Consider the following 16,479-nt stretch of genomic DNA (forward strand, 5'->3'; position numbering starts at 1 on the left):
TAATCCTAAGTAAATAGTTTTTGCTTTTATTACCTAGTGATTACTTCATTTAGTCTATTAGAAACATACATTATTAAGAAAGAGCTGTTTTAAATAATCAATAGTAATATAAAGATTGTAAGGTCGGAAGCTTGTGAAAGTATCCGACCTTTTTTATTGTTTTATTTTGTTGTTGTTCATTTGTTGGGGGAGAAACTACATCGGGTCGATGTCGTAATAGATTTGAATTGCCGCATAAGGTTTATTGTTTAGCAATTCAGCTTGTGCCATTCTGAGGTATTGTCGCACGTCGTTTCCATTTAAACCCAGTTCAAGTTTAAGCATCAACTTGCGTATATGCAAGTCTTTTACTCGTGCAACCGAAGGGCGGTCGGGACCTAATAAACGATCTCCAAACCAACTTCTAAGTCGTCCTGCCAACACATTTGCAGCCCCTTCAGCCACCTTTTCGTGCTTGTGTTTAATGTATATGTAAATAAGTCGATAGAAAGGAGGATATTTAAACATCATTCTTTCTTCCAACGTATCGTTATAAAAGGTTTTAAAGTCGTTGTTAGCGATTTGCGAGATGATGGGCATATCGGCATTTTTTGTTTGCAAAATCACCCTTCCTTGTTCGCCTTTGCGTCCTGCTCTGCCTGCTACTTGCCCCATCATCATAAACGCATATTCGTAAGAACGAAAGTCGGGATAGTTCAATATGCTATCAGCATCGATGATACCCACCACCTTCACCTTGTCGAAGTCTAATCCCTTAGTAACCATTTGCGTACCTATAAGGATATTGGTGCGTCCTTGAGAGAAATCGTTAATGATGCGTTCGTAGGCGTTTTTGGTGCGAGTAGTGTCTAAGTCCATACGAGAAATGCGGGCACCTTGAAAGGTTTCGCTCACCAGTTCTTCAATCTTTTCGGTGCCATAGCCCTTACTTCGCAACTCAGTGCAGCCGCATTTAGGGCAAGAAGAGGGTATGAGATAAGTGAATCCACAATAATGACAACTCAAATGGTTCATGTTTTTGTGGATAGTGAGCGACACATCGCAGTTTTGACACTTAGGAACCCAGCCACATTCCTTACACTCGAGCATTGGAGCAAATCCCCTTCTGTTTTGGAAAAGGATAGCCTGCTTGCCCTCGTCGATGGCTTCTTGCACCGCATCTACGAGTTGTTGAGAGAAGATACCTTTCATAATTTTTCGTCTTCTCAAGTCCTTCACATCGATAATCTCGATCTTGGGTAAGGCAATGTCTTTGAATCGGGTAGTTAATTCCACCAAACCATATTTGCCTTGGCTGGCATTATAGTAACTTTCCATTGAAGGAGTGGCAGTTCCGAGTAAAGTTTTTGCATTGTACATCTTTGCTAACATCACTGCAACAGAGCGGGCGTGATAGCGTGGAGCAGGGTCTTGTTGCTTGAAAGAGGTTTCGTGTTCCTCGTCGATAATAATCAAACCAAGGTTTTGAAAGGGTAGGAATACCGAGCTTCGAACGCCCAATATCACCTTATAAGGATTGTCAGAGAGTTGCTTTTTCCATATCTCTACACGCTCTGCATCGTTGTATTTAGAGTGGTAAATGCCCAGTTGATTGCCAAAAATGCGTTGTAAGCGTTGTGTTATCTGCACCGTTAGCGCAATTTCGGGTAGGATATAAAGCACCTGTTGATGCTTTTCGAGTGCATTTTGAATGAGATGGATATACACTTCGGTCTTTCCGCTCGATGTAACACCATGCAATAGCACGATGTCTCGCTTCATCCATTGCATTAAAATACTGTTATAAGCATCTTGTTGAGCTGCAGAAAGCACCTTTGTTCTAATAGTTTGCTCGTTGTTGGCCGTGTTTAGACGGGTAACTTCTTGCTCATAGGTTGTTAAAATGCCCTTACCCGTGAGTCCTTGTAATGCTGCAGCGTTGCCATTGCTTACGTTCATCAATTCAACTCGAGTGATGTCGCATAGTTCTTGTTGGCTATCTCCCTGCAAAACATCGTCCCAATGCGAAATAGCAAGATAACATTCTAACATTTGTAGTTGTTTGTTAGCTCGCTTAACCAATGATAGAGCACGAGCTAATCCATCTTTCGACTGATAAGAAGGGTGGAGTTGAACGTATGTTTCGGTGCGAGGTCGGTAGCCTTCTTCGGCTTTTAACCCTGCAGGAACAGCCGCTTTGTAAACATCTCCTAATGGAGTCATATAATAATGTGCAATCCATTTCCACAAATCCAACTGCTTTTCGAGTACCACAGGCAGTGCATCGGGGAAGTCGATAGCATCTTTAGTCTCGAAAGAAGGCTTCGTGCTGTGCACTCGTTCGATAATTCCGGTGTAGGTTTTCGAGCGTCCTAAGGGCACAACAACACGCTTGCCCACAACAGCTTTGCGTGCATCATTAGCGTGAACAGAATAGGTAAACAAACCTTCGAGGGGTAAGGGAAGGATTACATCTATATAAATCATTACCACAAAGATAATTCAATTGCATGAAATAGTAAAGCTTTTGCAATGGAACTATCAAAAAAATAGTTTGCAAAAGCTTTATATACTATCGATTTAAGAACGTGTGAGTGGAGCTGTTTTTTCTTTCAACCATTCAACCTCTTGAGGCTCTAATAGGGGAGAAAGAAGTTGGAACACTTTCTTGTGATAATTGTTCAACCACTCTAATTCTTCGTTCGTTAGAAGTTGAATCTTGATGGGCTCTGTTTGAATGGGGCACAATGTGAGTGATTCGAATTGTAAGAATCTGCCAAAGTCGGAATGCATATAGAGCGTTGCCAACATGATGTTTTCGATGCGAACACCAAATTTATCTTGAAGATAGATGCCAGGTTCGTTGGTGATGGTGGTGTTTTCGAAGAAAGGAGCAGGGCGATATTGCATGCGAATTTGCTGTGGTCCTTCGTGAACATTTAAGAAAGAGCCCACCCCATGACCTGTTCCATGTCCAAAGTTAAGGCCTTCTTTCCACAAAGGTTCACGAGCCATGATATCCAACTGCGTTCCATTTGTTCCCTCAGGGAATATCGTTTGCGCCAAACTGATGTGGGCTTTCAATACCAATGTATAGACGTGTTTCTGCTCGTTGGTGAGCTCTCCGAGAGGAATGGTGCGGGTGATGTCTGTCGTTCCGTCGAGATATTGAGCACCACTGTCTAGCAACAAGAAACCTTCGGGCTTGAGTTCTACATTTGTTTCTTCTGTAGGTTCATAGTGAACGATGGCTCCATGTGCTTGATAAGCTGCGATGGTGTCGAATGAAATGCCCTTGTATAAAGGCTGTTCGCTTCGGAATTGTTCTAATTTGTGTGCAATAGAAAGCTCAGTTTCGCCTCCTTTGGGTACGGCTTTTTCTAACCAAATAAGGAATTTAACCAATGCAACTCCATCTCGTTTTAAAGCATTTCTGAAGCCGTTTACCTCGGTTTCGTTCTTGATAGCCTTCATACTTTGAATGGGAGAAGGCTGGTTGACAACCTTTGTTTTTGATGCAGCGTGATACAAAGTGTAGCTAATTTCGTTGCCATCGAGTTGCAAGTTGTATTCAGAGTAGTTTGAAAGATCGGGTAAAATATCATTATACTCTTTTGTTTCGATATGCTTTTCGTTGAGATATGCCAATACTTCGTTATTGAGTTTACACCTATTTATATATAGGGTGGTGCGGTTTTGTGTTACCAACAGATAGGCAACGAAAACGGGATTGCATGGAATGTCGTTGCCACGAAGGTTTAACAGCCACGCAATAGAATCGAGTTGCGATACCAATATGCCGTCTCGTCCGTTATCTTTAAGATATTGTTGAAGATGATTGATTTTTGTTTTGCAATCAATTCCTGCATATTTGAGCGAATGAATAAAGATCTCTTCGGTGGGGAGAGAAGGACGATCGGTCCATATGATGTTGAAAGGATCGAAGTTGGTGCGCAAGGTAATGCCGCCTTTTTGCTGTAAGCTGCGTTTCAATTCTTCTACCTCATTGTTGCAAGAGGTGGTGCCGTTGATGCCTACTTCGGGGCTATGAACATTAGAAAGAACGTCTCCAAGCCATTCACTTATCGATGGAGTAGACGCCAATCCGTCTTTCATTAAAACAATATTGGTGCCCTTTAGCTGTTCTTCTGCTGCGATGAAATAGCGTGAGTCGGTCCATAATGCTGCCTCGTTTAGGGTAATTACTACAGTACCTGCCGAGCCATCGAAGCCCGAAATCCATTCTCTGCACTTCCAAAAGTTGGGGATATACTCGCTGTTATGGGCGTCGCTACTGGGTATGATGAATGCCGAAAGATGCTCTTTTTGCATCACTTGGCGGAGATTTTCAATTCGATTCAATATCGTTTCGTTCATATCTATATCAATTATAAAAGGTAAAATGATTCTATTTATTACGACCTGGCTCTTGGTTTGGGTGCAGAAGAAACACAAAAGCAAACAAAGAGGAGGTTGTTCAATATTTCATACTAAGGTATATAATTAAGAGAAGAGAAACGAAAAGTTTATATGTTTTTAAGAAATCAAGCGATAATAATGCTCAAATAAATGCTGAGAGTAAGCGATTTTTTACTAACTTTGCCACAGAAAAGGTGAATTTAAAATTCAAATAAACATAAATTATAAAGCTATGAGTTTTTTAACAAACGAAAAATTAGTCATTGTTGGCGCAGCTGGCATGATCGGTTCAAACATGGTTCAAACTGCATTAACAATGCGTTTGACAAGCGAAATCTGTCTTTATGATGTATTCTCACCAGAAGGTGTAGCAGAAGAAATGCGTCAAAGTGGTTTCGATGACGTAAAGATCACTGCAACAACTGATGTAAAAGAAGCATTCACTAATGCTAAATACATCATTTCTTCAGGTGGTGCTCCACGTAAAGCAGGTATGACTCGTGAGGACCTTTTGAAAGGAAACTGCGAAATTGCAGAAGGATTAGGTAAGAATATTAAAGAATATTGTCCTGATGTTAAGCACGTAGTTATTATCTTTAACCCTGCAGACTTAACAGGTTTGGTAACTCTTCTTTATTCAGGTTTGAAACCATCTCAAGTAACTACACTTGCTGCTCTTGATACAACACGTCTTCAAAGCGCTCTTGCTAAGAAGTTTAACGTGATGCAAACAGAGATTAAAGACTGTGCAACATACGGTGGTCACGGTGAACAAATGGCAGTGTTCGGTTCTAAAGTAACTGTTGCAGGTAAGAAACTAACTGACATTATCGGTACTCCTGAATTCCCAACAGAAGAATGGGAAGCAATGAAGACTGCTGTTACACAAGGTGGTGCTAAGATTATTGAATTGCGTGGACGCTCTTCTTTCCAAAGCCCTGCTTACCTTTCAGTAGAAATGATTCGCTCGGTTATGGGTGGTGAAGCATTCCGTTTCCCTGTTGGAACATACGTTTCTACAGACAAATACAACCACATCATGATGGCTATGGATACAACTCTTGACACAACTGGTGCTCACTACACAATGCCACAAGGTACAGAAGAAGAGCTTGCTAAGCTTGATGCTAGCTACGAACACTTGTGCAAGATGCGTGATGAGTTGGTAACATTGAACATTGTTCCAGCTATCTCTGAGTGGAATAAAATCAATCCAAACCTATAATATAAATAGGTGAGCGATTAGAGGCCTGTTGTTTTGCAAGGAAAACTTGTGAGAGGGGTCTCGAGAAAAATGTAAAATCATCGATTTTTCAATAATAGAAGGTGTATCTCCAATGGGAGATGCACCTTTTTGTGTTCTTTTGTGAGGGAAAGGCGTTGCTAAAACGAAAGAACTATTGTCTTTGAGCGATAGGCATGGGGTAGAAAATGTTGACAGCTGATGCGTTTGTAAGTAGAAGATTGATGTTGGTTGGGCTTAAAAGGAATCCTTCCTTTTGAAAAGTAAGATATTTTTGTAGGTAATTCCTTTTGCTTTGATCATCCAAAAGATCTGTTTTCGTTCTCTAAAAGCATCATTTTAGTCTTTAAAGAAGGGAGAAAGAAGGGATTATGCAAATGATTAAAAGAACATTTTGAAAGGTTTAAAACAATACAGCCAAAATGAATAAAATCCTAAAAATAAGCCCTTTATGAGAAAAAATCACATGAAAAGTTGTGGGAATAATAAATATAATGTAATTTTGCAGACGCATAATGGGGAAACTATGTCCTTATGTGTATAAGTTTAACTATTTAAAAATTTAAAACTAAAACATGATTATTGTACCAGTTAAAGATGGCGAGAACATCGAAAGAGCTTTGAAGAAGTTCAAGAGAAAATTTGAAAAAACCGGAGTTGTTAAAGAGTTGCGCATGCGTCAACAATATAACAAGCCTTCTGTTTTGAAGCGTCTTAGAATGGAACACGCTGTCTATGTACAAAAACTACGTGCAAACGAAGAATAAAAACGTAGTACATTTTTGGTAGTTTCAATAAAATTCCGTATATTCGCAAGTGAAACATCAGAATGATGCGTGGTGGAATATATGATAATTGACGAATTCTTGAACTATCTTAAATACGAGAAACGGAGATCTTTACTTACAGTAGAGAGCTATTCGGAAGACTTAAAAGCTTTTCAATCGTATTTTACAAATTTAGATAGTCAGCTCTCTTGGGAGACGATAACAGCTAATGATATTCGTTCTTGGATGGAGAGTATGATGGATAAAGGAAACACTGCCACTACAATCAATCGACGGTTGAGTGCATTGCGTTCCTTTTATCGTTTTGCAAGATTACGTCTTGCATTCGAGAAAGATCCAGCAAAGAATATCACAGGACCAAAGAAGCAAAAACTATTGCCGCAGTTTCTGAAAGAAGTTGAAATGGAACGACTTTTAGATGATGTGCTGCAAGGAGATGACTTCGAAAGCATTCGTGATAGAGCAATTATCGCACTCTTTTATGAAACAGGCGTACGTTTGTCGGAATTAACTGCACTGAATTGTAGTGATATCGACTTTGTACAGCGTCAGATTAAGGTAACGGGAAAGCGTAATAAACAACGAATTATTCCCTTTGGTGAAAAACTTGACTTGGAACTGCGTGCCTATATAATAATAAGAGGTGAAAGAGAAAATATAGTAGATGACGCCTTGTTTGTGTCAAATAAAGGTTATCGAATGCTATCAACGACTATTCGTCGAAGGGTAGAATATTATCTCTCTCAGGTTTCAACCTTAAAAAAACGTTCTCCACATGTCCTTCGCCACACTTTTGCAACCGCAATGCTTAATAATGACGCCGATATTGAAAGCGTAAGGCATTTGTTAGGTCATGAAAGTTTAAAGGCAACTGAAGTTTACACTCATACAACTTTCGAGCATTTGAAAAGAGTTTATAGTAAGGCTCACCCTAGAGCCGGCCTTAAAAAATAAAAGAAAGGAACGAATTATGGAAATTAGAATTAAATCAATTCATTTTGATGCTACTGAAAAATTGGAAGCTTTCATTGAAAAGAAAGTGTCAAAATTAGAAAAATCTTTTGAAGATATAACGAAAGTAGAGGTGCAATTAAAGGTTGTAAAGCCTGCAACAGCATTAAATAAAGAAACAAGTCTTAGTGTAAATGTGCCCGGGGAGGCTATTTATGTGGCAAAAACTTGCGACACATTTGAGGAAGGAATTGATCAATGTGTAGATGCTTTGAAGGTGAAGTTGACCAAATACAAGGAAAAAACAAGAAATAAATAAAAAAAAACTCCGAAAAGTTTTGGAGATTAAAAATAAAGTTATACCTTTGCAGACGTTTTACAGTGAGTAGTAAATAAGCTGCCTAGCGGCTGCAAAGATTTGCCTCTTTAGCTCAGTTGGCCAGAGCACGTGATTTGTAATCTCGGGGTCGTTGGTTCGAATCCGACAAGAGGCTCAAAATTTACTAAACGCAAAGTAAACGAATAGGGTAGTTACCAGAGTGGCCAAATGGGGCAGACTGTAAATCTGCTGTCTTTCGACTTCGGTGGTTCGAATCCATCACTACCCACTTCAGTATAATTAATTGCGGAAATAGCTCAGTTGATAGAGCACTAGCCTTCCAAGCTGGGGGTCGCGGGTTTGAGCCCCGTTTTCCGCTCTTATGCTGTAATAGCTCAGTGGTAGAGCACTTCCTTGGTAAGGAAGAGGTCCTGAGTTCAACTCTCAGTTACAGCTCTACTTCTTAACTTCTTTTGTGGAGAGACAGAAGAAAAACAATAATAATAGATTATTCAATTACATAATAAAAAGAAAATTAAGCTATGGCTAAAGAGAAATTCGAGCGTACCAAACCGCACGTTAACGTTGGTACAATTGGTCACGTAGACCACGGTAAAACTACTTTGACTGCAGCCATCTCTAAGGTGTTGCACGAAAAAGGTTTCGGTTCTGAAGAAGCTAGATCATTTGATCAAATTGACAATGCTCCAGAAGAAAAAGAACGTGGTATTACTATTAACTCTGCTCACATTGAGTATGAAACAGCTAATCGTCACTATGCACACGTTGACTGTCCTGGACACGCTGACTATGTGAAAAACATGGTAACTGGTGCTGCTCAGATGGATGGTGCTATTCTTGTTGTAGCTGCAACTGATGGTCCTATGCCTCAAACTCGTGAGCACGTTCTTCTTGCTCGTCAGGTAAACGTTCCTCGTTTGGTTGTTTTCTTGAACAAGTGCGACATGGTTGATGATGCAGAAATGCTAGACCTAGTTGAAATGGAAGTTCATGAAATTCTTGAACAATACGAATATGAAGAAGATACTCCTATCGTTCGTGGTTCTGCTCTAGGTGGTTTGAACGGTGTTGATAAGTGGGTTGAGAAGATCATGGAGTTGATGGATACTGTTGATACATGGATCCAAGAACCTCCACGTGATATGGATAAACCATTCTTGATGCCTATCGAAGATGTGTTCTCAATCACAGGTCGTGGTACTGTTGCTACTGGTCGTATTGAAACTGGTCGTGTTAAAGTAGGTGATGAAGTTGAGCTTCTAGGTCTTGGTGAAGATAAGAAATGCGTTGTAACAGGCGTTGAAATGTTCCGCAAGCTTCTTGATGAAGGTGTTGCTGGTGATAACGTAGGTTTGTTGCTTCGTGGTATCGATAAGAACGAAATCAAACGTGGTATGGTTCTTTGTCACCCAGGTCAGATTAAACCTCACAAGAAATTTAAGGCTTCAGTTTACGTATTGAAGAAAGAAGAAGGTGGACGTCACACTCCATTCGGTAACAAATACCGTCCTCAATTCTACTTACGTACTATGGACTGTACAGGTGAAATCACATTGCCAGAAGGCGTAGAAATGGTTATGCCTGGTGATAACGTCGAAATCACTGTAGAACTTATCTATGCTGTAGCATTGAACGTAGGTCTTCGTTTCGCTATCCGTGAAGGTGGACGTACAGTAGGTTCTGGTCAGATTACACAAATCCTTGAAGACTAATACTAGAGGATTATAGATATTAAGATTCCTGTCTTGCACAGTTTATGCTGGCAGGAATCTTATTTTACGGGTTTAGCTCAGTTGGTAGAGCACTGGTCTCCAAAACCAGGTGTCGAGAGTTCGAGTCTTTCAACCCGTGCAAAAAAAGAAGATAATATGTTCAATAAGATAGTAAATTATTGCAAGACAAGTTATGACGAACTTGCGCATAAAACTACTTGGCCTACACGTGCCGAATTAACACATAGTGCAATGGTTGTATTATCTGCTTCCCTTATCATTGCATTGATGGTTTTTTGTATGGATAGCGTGTTTAAGTTTGTAATGGGTACTATCTATCCCAATTAATACGTTCAAATCAAATGGCTGAAATTGGAAAGAATTGGTATGTGCTTCGTGCTGTAAGTGGTAAGGAAGCTAAGGTAAAAGAATATATCGAAGCTGAGATTAAACACAACACGTTGCTATCGTCGTATGTTTCTCAGGTTTTAATACCTCTAGAGAAGCATGCTTCTTTGCGTAATGGCAAAAGAGTAATTACAGAGAAGATCAGTCTTCCTGGTTACGTTTTTGTTGAAGCTGTTTTGAAAGGTGACGTAGCCCACACATTGAGATTTATTCCTAATGTATTAGGGTTTTTAGGCGGTTTAGATAATCCTTCACCCGTTCCACAGGCTGAGATAAATCGAATGCTTGGTACAGCGGAAGAAACCGAAGTAGCGGATGAAATCAATATCCCTTACGAGGTGAATGAAACTGTGAAAGTTACCGATGGACCTTTTAGTGGGTTCAGTGGCGTTATTGAAGAGGTTAACTCTGAAAAACACAAGCTGAAGGTTATGGTTAAGATATTTGGCCGTAAGACACCATTAGAACTAAGTTTTATGCAAGTCGAGAAAGAGGGATAGAACGTTGTTACGGATGTAATATCTCTTGAATAAATTAAATTTTAATATTAACAAAAAAGAAATGGCTAAAGAAGTTGCTGGATTAATCAAATTACAGATTAAAGGTGGCGCTGCGAATCCTTCACCACCAGTAGGACCTGCTCTAGGTTCTAAGGGTATCAACATTATGGGATTCTGCAAAGAGTTCAATGCCCGCACCCAGGATAAAGCAGGTAAAGTAATTCCTGTTGTTATCACTTACTATACTGATAAGTCATTCAGTTTTGAGCTTAAGACTCCTCCTGCAGCAGTTCAATTAAAAGAAATTGCTAAGGTAAAGAGTGGCTCTGCACAACCTAATCGCCAAAAAGTTGCTTCGGTAACATGGGAGCAGGTGAAAGTAATTGCTGAAGATAAAATGAAAGACTTAAACTGTTTTACAGTAGAGTCTGCAATGAAACTTATAGCAGGTACAGCAAGAAGTATGGGTATCACTGTAAACGGGGACTTCCCTGGTAAATAATTTATAACTTCAATTTAAGAAAATGAGTAAACTGACAAAAAATCAAAAATCAGTAGCTGATAAAGTTGAAGCAGGGAAAGTATACACTCTAAAAGAAGCATCAGAGTTAGTAAAGGAAATTACTACTACTAAGTTTGAAGCATCTTTGGATATCGACGTACGTTTAGGAGTAGATCCACGTAAGGCGAATCAAATGGTTCGTGGCGTTGTTACTCTTCCTAATGGTACTGGTAAAACAACACGTGTATTGGTTCTCTGTACTCCAGATCAAGAATCTGCAGCTAAAGAAGCTGGAGCTGATTATGTTGGTCTTGATGAATATATCGCAAAGATCAATGGAGGCTGGACAGATGTTGATGTAATTATTACAATGCCATCATGCATGGGTAAGGTTGGTCCTTTAGGTCGTGTTTTAGGTCCTCGTGGATTGATGCCAAACCCAAAGAGTGGTACTGTTACAATGGATGTAGCTAAGGCTGTAAAAGATGTAAAGTCTGGTAAGATTGATTTTAAAGTTGATAAGGCTGGAATTATCCATACTTCAATTGGTAAGGTTAATTTCACACCTGAGCAAATTTATCAGAATGCAAAAGAATTTATTGCTACTGTTATCAAACTTAAGCCTGCTGCTGCTAAAGGTACATATATCAAGAGTATCTTTATTTCAAGCACAATGAGTAAGGGTATCAAGATTGATCCTAAATCAGTTGAATAACTCTAAAAGTTTTGTACAATGAAGAAAGAAGTAAAAGATACTATAATCGTTGAGTTAGGCGAGAAGCTTAAGTCTTATCCACATTTTTATCTTGTAGATGTTACAGGTTTAAATGCTGAGACAACAAGTGAATTGCGTCGTAAGTGCTTCAAGAATGAAATTAAGATGCTTGTTATAAAGAATACTCTTTTACACAAAGCATTTGAAGCATCTGAGATTGATTTTGAACCTTTGTATGATTGTTTAACAGGTAACACTGCTGTTTTGTTCACAAATACAGCGAACAGTCCTGCAAAATTATTGAAAGAGTACATAAAGCAAGGTGTTCCTTCTCTTAAAGCTGCATACGCAGAAGAGAGCTTATATGTAGGAGCAGACAAGCTAGAAGAACTTGTTTCAATTAAGAGCAAGAATGAAGTTATTGCTGAGATCGTTGCTTTGTTGCAATCTCCTGCAAAGAACGTCATTTCAGCTTTACAATCAGGTGGCAACACAATCCATGGAGTTCTAAAAACTTTAGGAGAGCGTCCTGAATAAGATAATAAATTAATACAATAACGAATAATTAAAAAAATAAAATAAAATAAGATGGCAGATATTAAAGCTATTGCTGAAGAATTAGTAAATTTGACAGTTAAAGAAGTAAATGAGTTAGCAACTGTTCTTAAAGAAGAATACGGTATCGAACCTGCTGCAGCTGCTGTAGCTGTAGCTGCTGGTCCTGCTGCTGGTGGTGCAGCTGCTGGTGAAGAAAAAACATCTTTCGATGTAGTTCTTACTGATGCTGGTGCTGCAAAACTACAAGTTGTTAAGGCAGTTAAAGAAGCTTGTGGCTTAGGTTTGAAAGAAGCTAAAGATCTAGTTGATGGTGCTCCTGCAACAATCAAAGAAGGTCTTTCTAAAGACGAAGCTGAGAACTTGAAGAAAGCAATCGAAGAAGCTGGTGCTAAAGTAGAATTAAAGTAATTTAATTCCCATCTAATTTGCAAAGACTTTGATGTCTTTTGCTAGATAAAACAATTATGGTTAGAATTTACTAAGTAGGTGAATTCTAACCATTTTGTGTCTTTAATGAAATTATTTTGTAGATAAATACATACAAATATTGATGGCTTCAAAAATTGTTGATAATAGAATAAACTTTGCAAGCGTGCATAATCCGATGCCATATCCGGATTTTCTCGACGTGCAATTAAAGTCCTTTAGAGACTTCCTACAGTTAGATACTCCACCAGAGGAGCGTAAGAACGACGGTTTATATAAGGTGTTTGCAGAAAACTTCCCTATAACCGACACACGTAATAATTTCGTTCTTGAGTTTTTAGATTATTATATCGATCCTCCTCGTTATTCAATTGACGAGTGTCTAGAGCGTGGACTAACTTATAGTGTTCCTTTAAAGGCAAAGATGAAATTATATTGTACCGACCCAGATCATGAAGATTTCGGTACATTTATCCAAGACGTTTTCTTGGGTACCATTCCTTATATGACTCATAATGGAACTTTTGTGATTAATGGAGCTGAGCGTGTTGTTGTTGCTCAGTTGCATCGTTCACCAGGTGTCTTCTTCGGACAAGGTGTTCATGCAAATGGAACAATGCTTTATTCTGCTCGTATCATTCCATTTAAAGGTTCTTGGATTGAGTTTGCGACCGATATTAACAATGTAATGTACGCTTATATCGATCGTAAGAAGAAATTACCTGTTACAACTCTTTTGAGAGCTATCGGTTACGAAACTGATAATGATATTCTTCAAATCTTTGATTTAGCCGAAGAAGTTAAGGTTAATAAGAAAGTTTTGAAGGCATCTATTGGTAGAAAGTTAGCTGCTCGTGTATTGAAGACTTGGAATGAGGACTTTGTTGACGAAGATACAGGCGAAGTAGTTTCTATCGAGCGTAATGAGATGATCATGGATCGTGAGACAGAGATTACAGAAGAGAATATGGAAGACATCCTAGATAGTGGCTGTTCAACCATATTGTTGCACAAAGACTCTGAAATGGCCAATAAGTATTCTTTGATTTTTAACACACTTGCTAAAGACCCAAGTAATACAGAGAAAGAAGCCGTTAACTATATCTATCGTCAATTGCGTAATGCAGATCCTGCAGACGATACAAGTGCACGTGAAGTATTCCAAAACCTATTCTTCTCAGACAAGCGTTACGACTTAGGAGAAGTAGGACGTTACCGTATCAATCGTAAGTTAGGACTTGAGATTGACATGGATACACGTGTTCTTACCAAAGATGACATCATCGCAATTATACGATACTTGATTCAGCTTATCAATTCGAATGCAACAGTCGATGATATCGACCACCTTTCAAACAGAAGAGTGCGCAATGTAGGCGAACAATTAGCTAATCAATTCTCTATAGGATTGGCTCGTATGAGCAGAACAATCCGTGAACGTATGAACGTACGTGACAATGAAGTGTTTACACCAACAGATCTTATCAATGCTAAGACCATCTCAAGTGTAATCAACTCATTCTTCGGAACCAACCCATTGTCTCAGTTCATGGACCAAACCAACCCACTTGCCGAAGTAACTCACAAACGTCGTTTGTCAGCTTTAGGTCCTGGTGGTTTGTCTCGTGAGCGTGCAGGCTTCGAGGTTCGTGACGTTCACTACACACACTATGGTCGTTTGTGTCCAATTGAGAGTCCTGAAGGTCCAAACATTGGTCTTATCTCATCTCTCTGCGTATATGCAAATATCAACGATCTAGGATTTATTGTAACTCCTTATCGTACAGTTAAGGATTCAAAAGTAGAGATGGACAACAAGAATGTTGTTTATCTTACAGCTGAAGAAGAAGAAAATAAGATTATTGGTCAGGGAAATGCTCCACTAACAGTAGATGGTTCATTTATCCGTTCAACCGTAAAATGTCGTCAAGATGCCGACTATCCAGTTGTAGCACCAGAGCATGTTGATCTTGTAGACGTATCACCTCAACAGATTGCGTCTGTTTCTGCCAGCTTGATTCCATTCTTAGAACACGATGACGGTCACCGTGCTTTGATGGGATGTAACATGATGCGCCAGGCAGTTCCACTTCTTCATAACGATGCTCCTATCGTAGGAACAGGTTTAGAGAAGAAAGTTTGTGAAGATTCACGAACCATGATTACAGCAGAGGGCAATGGTGTTATCGACTATGTAGACGCAACAACCATCCGTATTCTTTACGATCGTACAGAAGACGAAGATTTCGTAAGCTTCGAACCTGCGTTGAAAGAATATAGAATTCCTAAGTTCCGTCGTACCAATCAGAATATGACCATCGACTTACGTCCTATCTGTACAAAGGGACAAAGAGTGAAACAAGGTGATATTCTAACAGAAGGATACGCTACAGAAAATGGAGAATTGGCTCTAGGACGTAACCTTCTCGTTGCATATATGCCTTGGAAGGGTTACAACTATGAGGACGCTATCGTACTAAGTGAGCGTATTGTTCGTGACGATATTCTTACATCTGTTCACGTAGATGAGTATTCATTAGACGTGAGAGAAACAAAACGTGGTGTTGAAGAGTTCACAAGCGATATTCCAAACGTAAGTGAAGAAGCAACAAAAGACCTCGACGATAATGGTATTGTTCGTGTAGGTGCTCGCATTGAACCAGGCGATATCCTTATTGGAAAGATCTCTCCAAAGGGAGAAAGCGATCCTTCACCAGAAGAAAAGCTTCTTCGTGCTATCTTCGGAGATAAAGCAGGTGATGTTAAAGACTCTTCTTTGAAAGCTAACCCATCACTAAGTGGTGTTGTTATCGATAAGAAACTATTCTCAAGAGCAATTAAGACTCGTGAGACAAAGAAACAAGATAAAGTTCTTTTAGCTAGTCTTGAAGAAGAATACGAAGCAAAGAATAACGACTTAAAAGATATTCTTGTAGACAAACTTCTTATTCTTACAGAAGATAAAGTATCTGAAGGAGTTAAAGATTACACAGGAGCTGAAATCGTAACTAAGGGTAGCAAGTTCACAACAACTATTCTTAAGAACCTTGAGTACGATGGTATTCAAGCAGGAGGTTGGACAAGTGACGAGCACACAAATGGTCTTATCAAGCAATTGATAATGAACTATATCCACAAATACAAACTCTTAGATGCAGAATTAAAACGTCGCAAGTTTGCTATTTCTATTGGAGATGAACTTCCATCAGGAATCCTTCAAATGGCAAAAGTTTACATTGCTAAGAAGCGTAAGATTGGTGTAGGTGATAAACTTGCAGGTCGTCACGGTAATAAGGGTATTGTATCTAAGGTTGTTAGAATGGAAGATATGCCATTCCTAGAGGACGGTCGTCCTGTAGACTTGGTGCTTAACCCACTTGGTGTGCCTTCTCGTATGAACCTTGGACAGATCTTTGAAGCGATTTTAGGTGCTGCAGGTAAGAAGTTAGGCGTTAAGTTTGCAACTCCAATCTTCGACGGTGCTAAGCTTGAAGACCTATCAGAGTGGACAGAAAAGGCTGGATTGCCTCACCTATGTTCAACACATCTTTACGATGGAGAAACAGGAGAACAATTCGACCAGCCTGCAACAGTAGGTGTAACTTACTTCTTGAAACTCGGACACATGGTGGAAGACAAGATGCACGCACGTAGCATTGGTCCATACTCTCTCATCACACAACAGCCACTTGGTGGTAAAGCACAATTCGGTGGACAACGTTTTGGAGAGATGGAAGTTTGGGCTCTTGAAGCATTTGGTGCAAGTCACGTGTTACAAGAGATTCTAACTGTTAAGTCAGACGATACCGTTGGACGTAGTAAAGCTTATGAAGCAATTGTTAAAGGTGATCCAATGCCAACACCAGGTATCCCAGAATCACTCAATGTGTTATTGCACGAGCTTCGAGGCTTAGGCTTAAGTATCAAGTTGGATTAAT

14 protein-coding genes and 5 tRNA genes are annotated in these 16,479 nt (G+C 39.5%); 17 read left to right on the forward strand and 2 right to left on the reverse strand.

Annotated elements, in window-relative coordinates; all coding sequences use genetic code 11:
* Nucleotides 1-195: 195 nt before the first annotated feature.
* Together priA and A3GM_RS0110605 are read right to left on the reverse strand one after the other, a co-directional pair.
* Nucleotides 196-2,466 (reverse strand): replication restart helicase PriA, encoded by a 2,271-nt coding sequence (gene priA, locus A3GM_RS0110600; RefSeq protein WP_025830191.1) that lies wholly within the window; start codon nucleotides 2,464-2,466, stop codon nucleotides 196-198.
* Nucleotides 2,467-2,559: 93 nt separating this feature from the next.
* Nucleotides 2,560-4,356, reverse strand: a complete 1,797-nt coding sequence (locus A3GM_RS0110605; protein ID WP_018363341.1) for an aminopeptidase P family protein — start codon at nucleotides 4,354-4,356, stop codon at nucleotides 2,560-2,562.
* A gap of 274 nt (nucleotides 4,357-4,630) precedes the next feature.
* On the opposite strand from A3GM_RS0110605, the gene A3GM_RS0110610 reads away from it, so the two are divergent.
* The 17 genes from A3GM_RS0110610 (at nucleotide 4,631) to rpoB (ending at nucleotide 16,478) form a co-directional block, all read left to right on the forward strand.
* Nucleotides 4,631-5,623: a malate dehydrogenase gene (locus A3GM_RS0110610; protein WP_018363342.1), complete on the forward strand. Its 993-nt coding sequence runs from the start codon at nucleotides 4,631-4,633 to the stop codon at nucleotides 5,621-5,623.
* 593 nt (nucleotides 5,624-6,216) lie between these two features.
* A complete protein-coding gene (gene rpsU / locus A3GM_RS0110615; RefSeq protein WP_009228641.1) occupies nucleotides 6,217-6,408 on the forward strand; it encodes a 30S ribosomal protein S21 in 192 nt (63 codons plus the stop codon).
* Between the two features lie 81 nt (nucleotides 6,409-6,489).
* Nucleotides 6,490-7,383, forward strand: coding sequence for a site-specific tyrosine recombinase/integron integrase (gene xerA / locus A3GM_RS0110620; RefSeq protein ID WP_018363343.1), 894 nt, complete (start codon nucleotides 6,490-6,492; stop codon nucleotides 7,381-7,383).
* 16 nt (nucleotides 7,384-7,399) lie between these two features.
* Nucleotides 7,400-7,699: a ribosome hibernation-promoting factor, HPF/YfiA family gene (gene hpf, locus A3GM_RS0110625; RefSeq protein WP_018363344.1), complete on the forward strand. Its 300-nt coding sequence runs from the start codon at nucleotides 7,400-7,402 to the stop codon at nucleotides 7,697-7,699.
* Between the two features lie 101 nt (nucleotides 7,700-7,800).
* Nucleotides 7,801-7,874: transfer RNA gene (locus tag A3GM_RS0110630), tRNA-Thr, on the forward strand.
* 31 nt (nucleotides 7,875-7,905) lie between these two features.
* A tRNA-Tyr gene (locus A3GM_RS0110635) sits at nucleotides 7,906-7,988 on the forward strand.
* A 17-nt stretch (nucleotides 7,989-8,005) separates the two neighbouring features.
* Nucleotides 8,006-8,078 (forward strand) — tRNA-Gly (locus A3GM_RS0110640).
* Between the two features lie 5 nt (nucleotides 8,079-8,083).
* Nucleotides 8,084-8,155, forward strand: a tRNA-Thr gene (locus A3GM_RS0110645).
* A gap of 86 nt (nucleotides 8,156-8,241) precedes the next feature.
* Nucleotides 8,242-9,432, forward strand: a complete 1,191-nt coding sequence (tuf, locus tag A3GM_RS0110650; RefSeq protein ID WP_018363345.1) for an elongation factor Tu — start codon at nucleotides 8,242-8,244, stop codon at nucleotides 9,430-9,432.
* 66 nt (nucleotides 9,433-9,498) lie between these two features.
* A tRNA-Trp gene (locus A3GM_RS0110655) sits at nucleotides 9,499-9,571 on the forward strand.
* A 17-nt stretch (nucleotides 9,572-9,588) separates the two neighbouring features.
* Nucleotides 9,589-9,780 (forward strand): preprotein translocase subunit SecE, encoded by a 192-nt coding sequence (gene secE, locus A3GM_RS0110660; protein WP_018363346.1) that lies wholly within the window; start codon nucleotides 9,589-9,591, stop codon nucleotides 9,778-9,780.
* 14 nt (nucleotides 9,781-9,794) lie between these two features.
* Nucleotides 9,795-10,340, forward strand: coding sequence for a transcription termination/antitermination protein NusG (gene nusG, locus A3GM_RS0110665; RefSeq protein ID WP_009228645.1), 546 nt, complete (start codon nucleotides 9,795-9,797; stop codon nucleotides 10,338-10,340).
* 61 nt (nucleotides 10,341-10,401) lie between these two features.
* Entirely contained in the window at nucleotides 10,402-10,842 is a 441-nt protein-coding gene (rplK, locus tag A3GM_RS0110670; RefSeq protein WP_018363347.1) for a 50S ribosomal protein L11, read from the forward strand.
* 22 nt (nucleotides 10,843-10,864) lie between these two features.
* A complete protein-coding gene (gene rplA / locus A3GM_RS0110675) occupies nucleotides 10,865-11,557 on the forward strand; it encodes a 50S ribosomal protein L1 (protein ID WP_018363348.1) in 693 nt (230 codons plus the stop codon).
* 18 nt (nucleotides 11,558-11,575) lie between these two features.
* A complete protein-coding gene (rplJ, locus tag A3GM_RS0110680) occupies nucleotides 11,576-12,094 on the forward strand; it encodes a 50S ribosomal protein L10 (protein WP_018363349.1) in 519 nt (172 codons plus the stop codon).
* A gap of 51 nt (nucleotides 12,095-12,145) precedes the next feature.
* A complete protein-coding gene (gene rplL / locus A3GM_RS0110685) occupies nucleotides 12,146-12,523 on the forward strand; it encodes a 50S ribosomal protein L7/L12 (protein ID WP_018363350.1) in 378 nt (125 codons plus the stop codon).
* Nucleotides 12,524-12,665: 142 nt separating this feature from the next.
* Nucleotides 12,666-16,478 carry a DNA-directed RNA polymerase subunit beta gene (gene rpoB / locus A3GM_RS0110690; RefSeq protein WP_018363351.1) on the forward strand — a complete coding sequence of 1,271 codons (3,813 nt, stop codon included), beginning with the start codon at nucleotides 12,666-12,668 and terminating at the stop codon, nucleotides 16,476-16,478.
* Nucleotide 16,479: the final 1 nt, after the last annotated feature.

It is taken from the genome of Hoylesella nanceiensis DSM 19126 = JCM 15639 (assembly GCF_000379965.1).
Lineage (GTDB): Bacteria > Bacteroidota > Bacteroidia > Bacteroidales > Bacteroidaceae > Prevotella > Prevotella nanceiensis.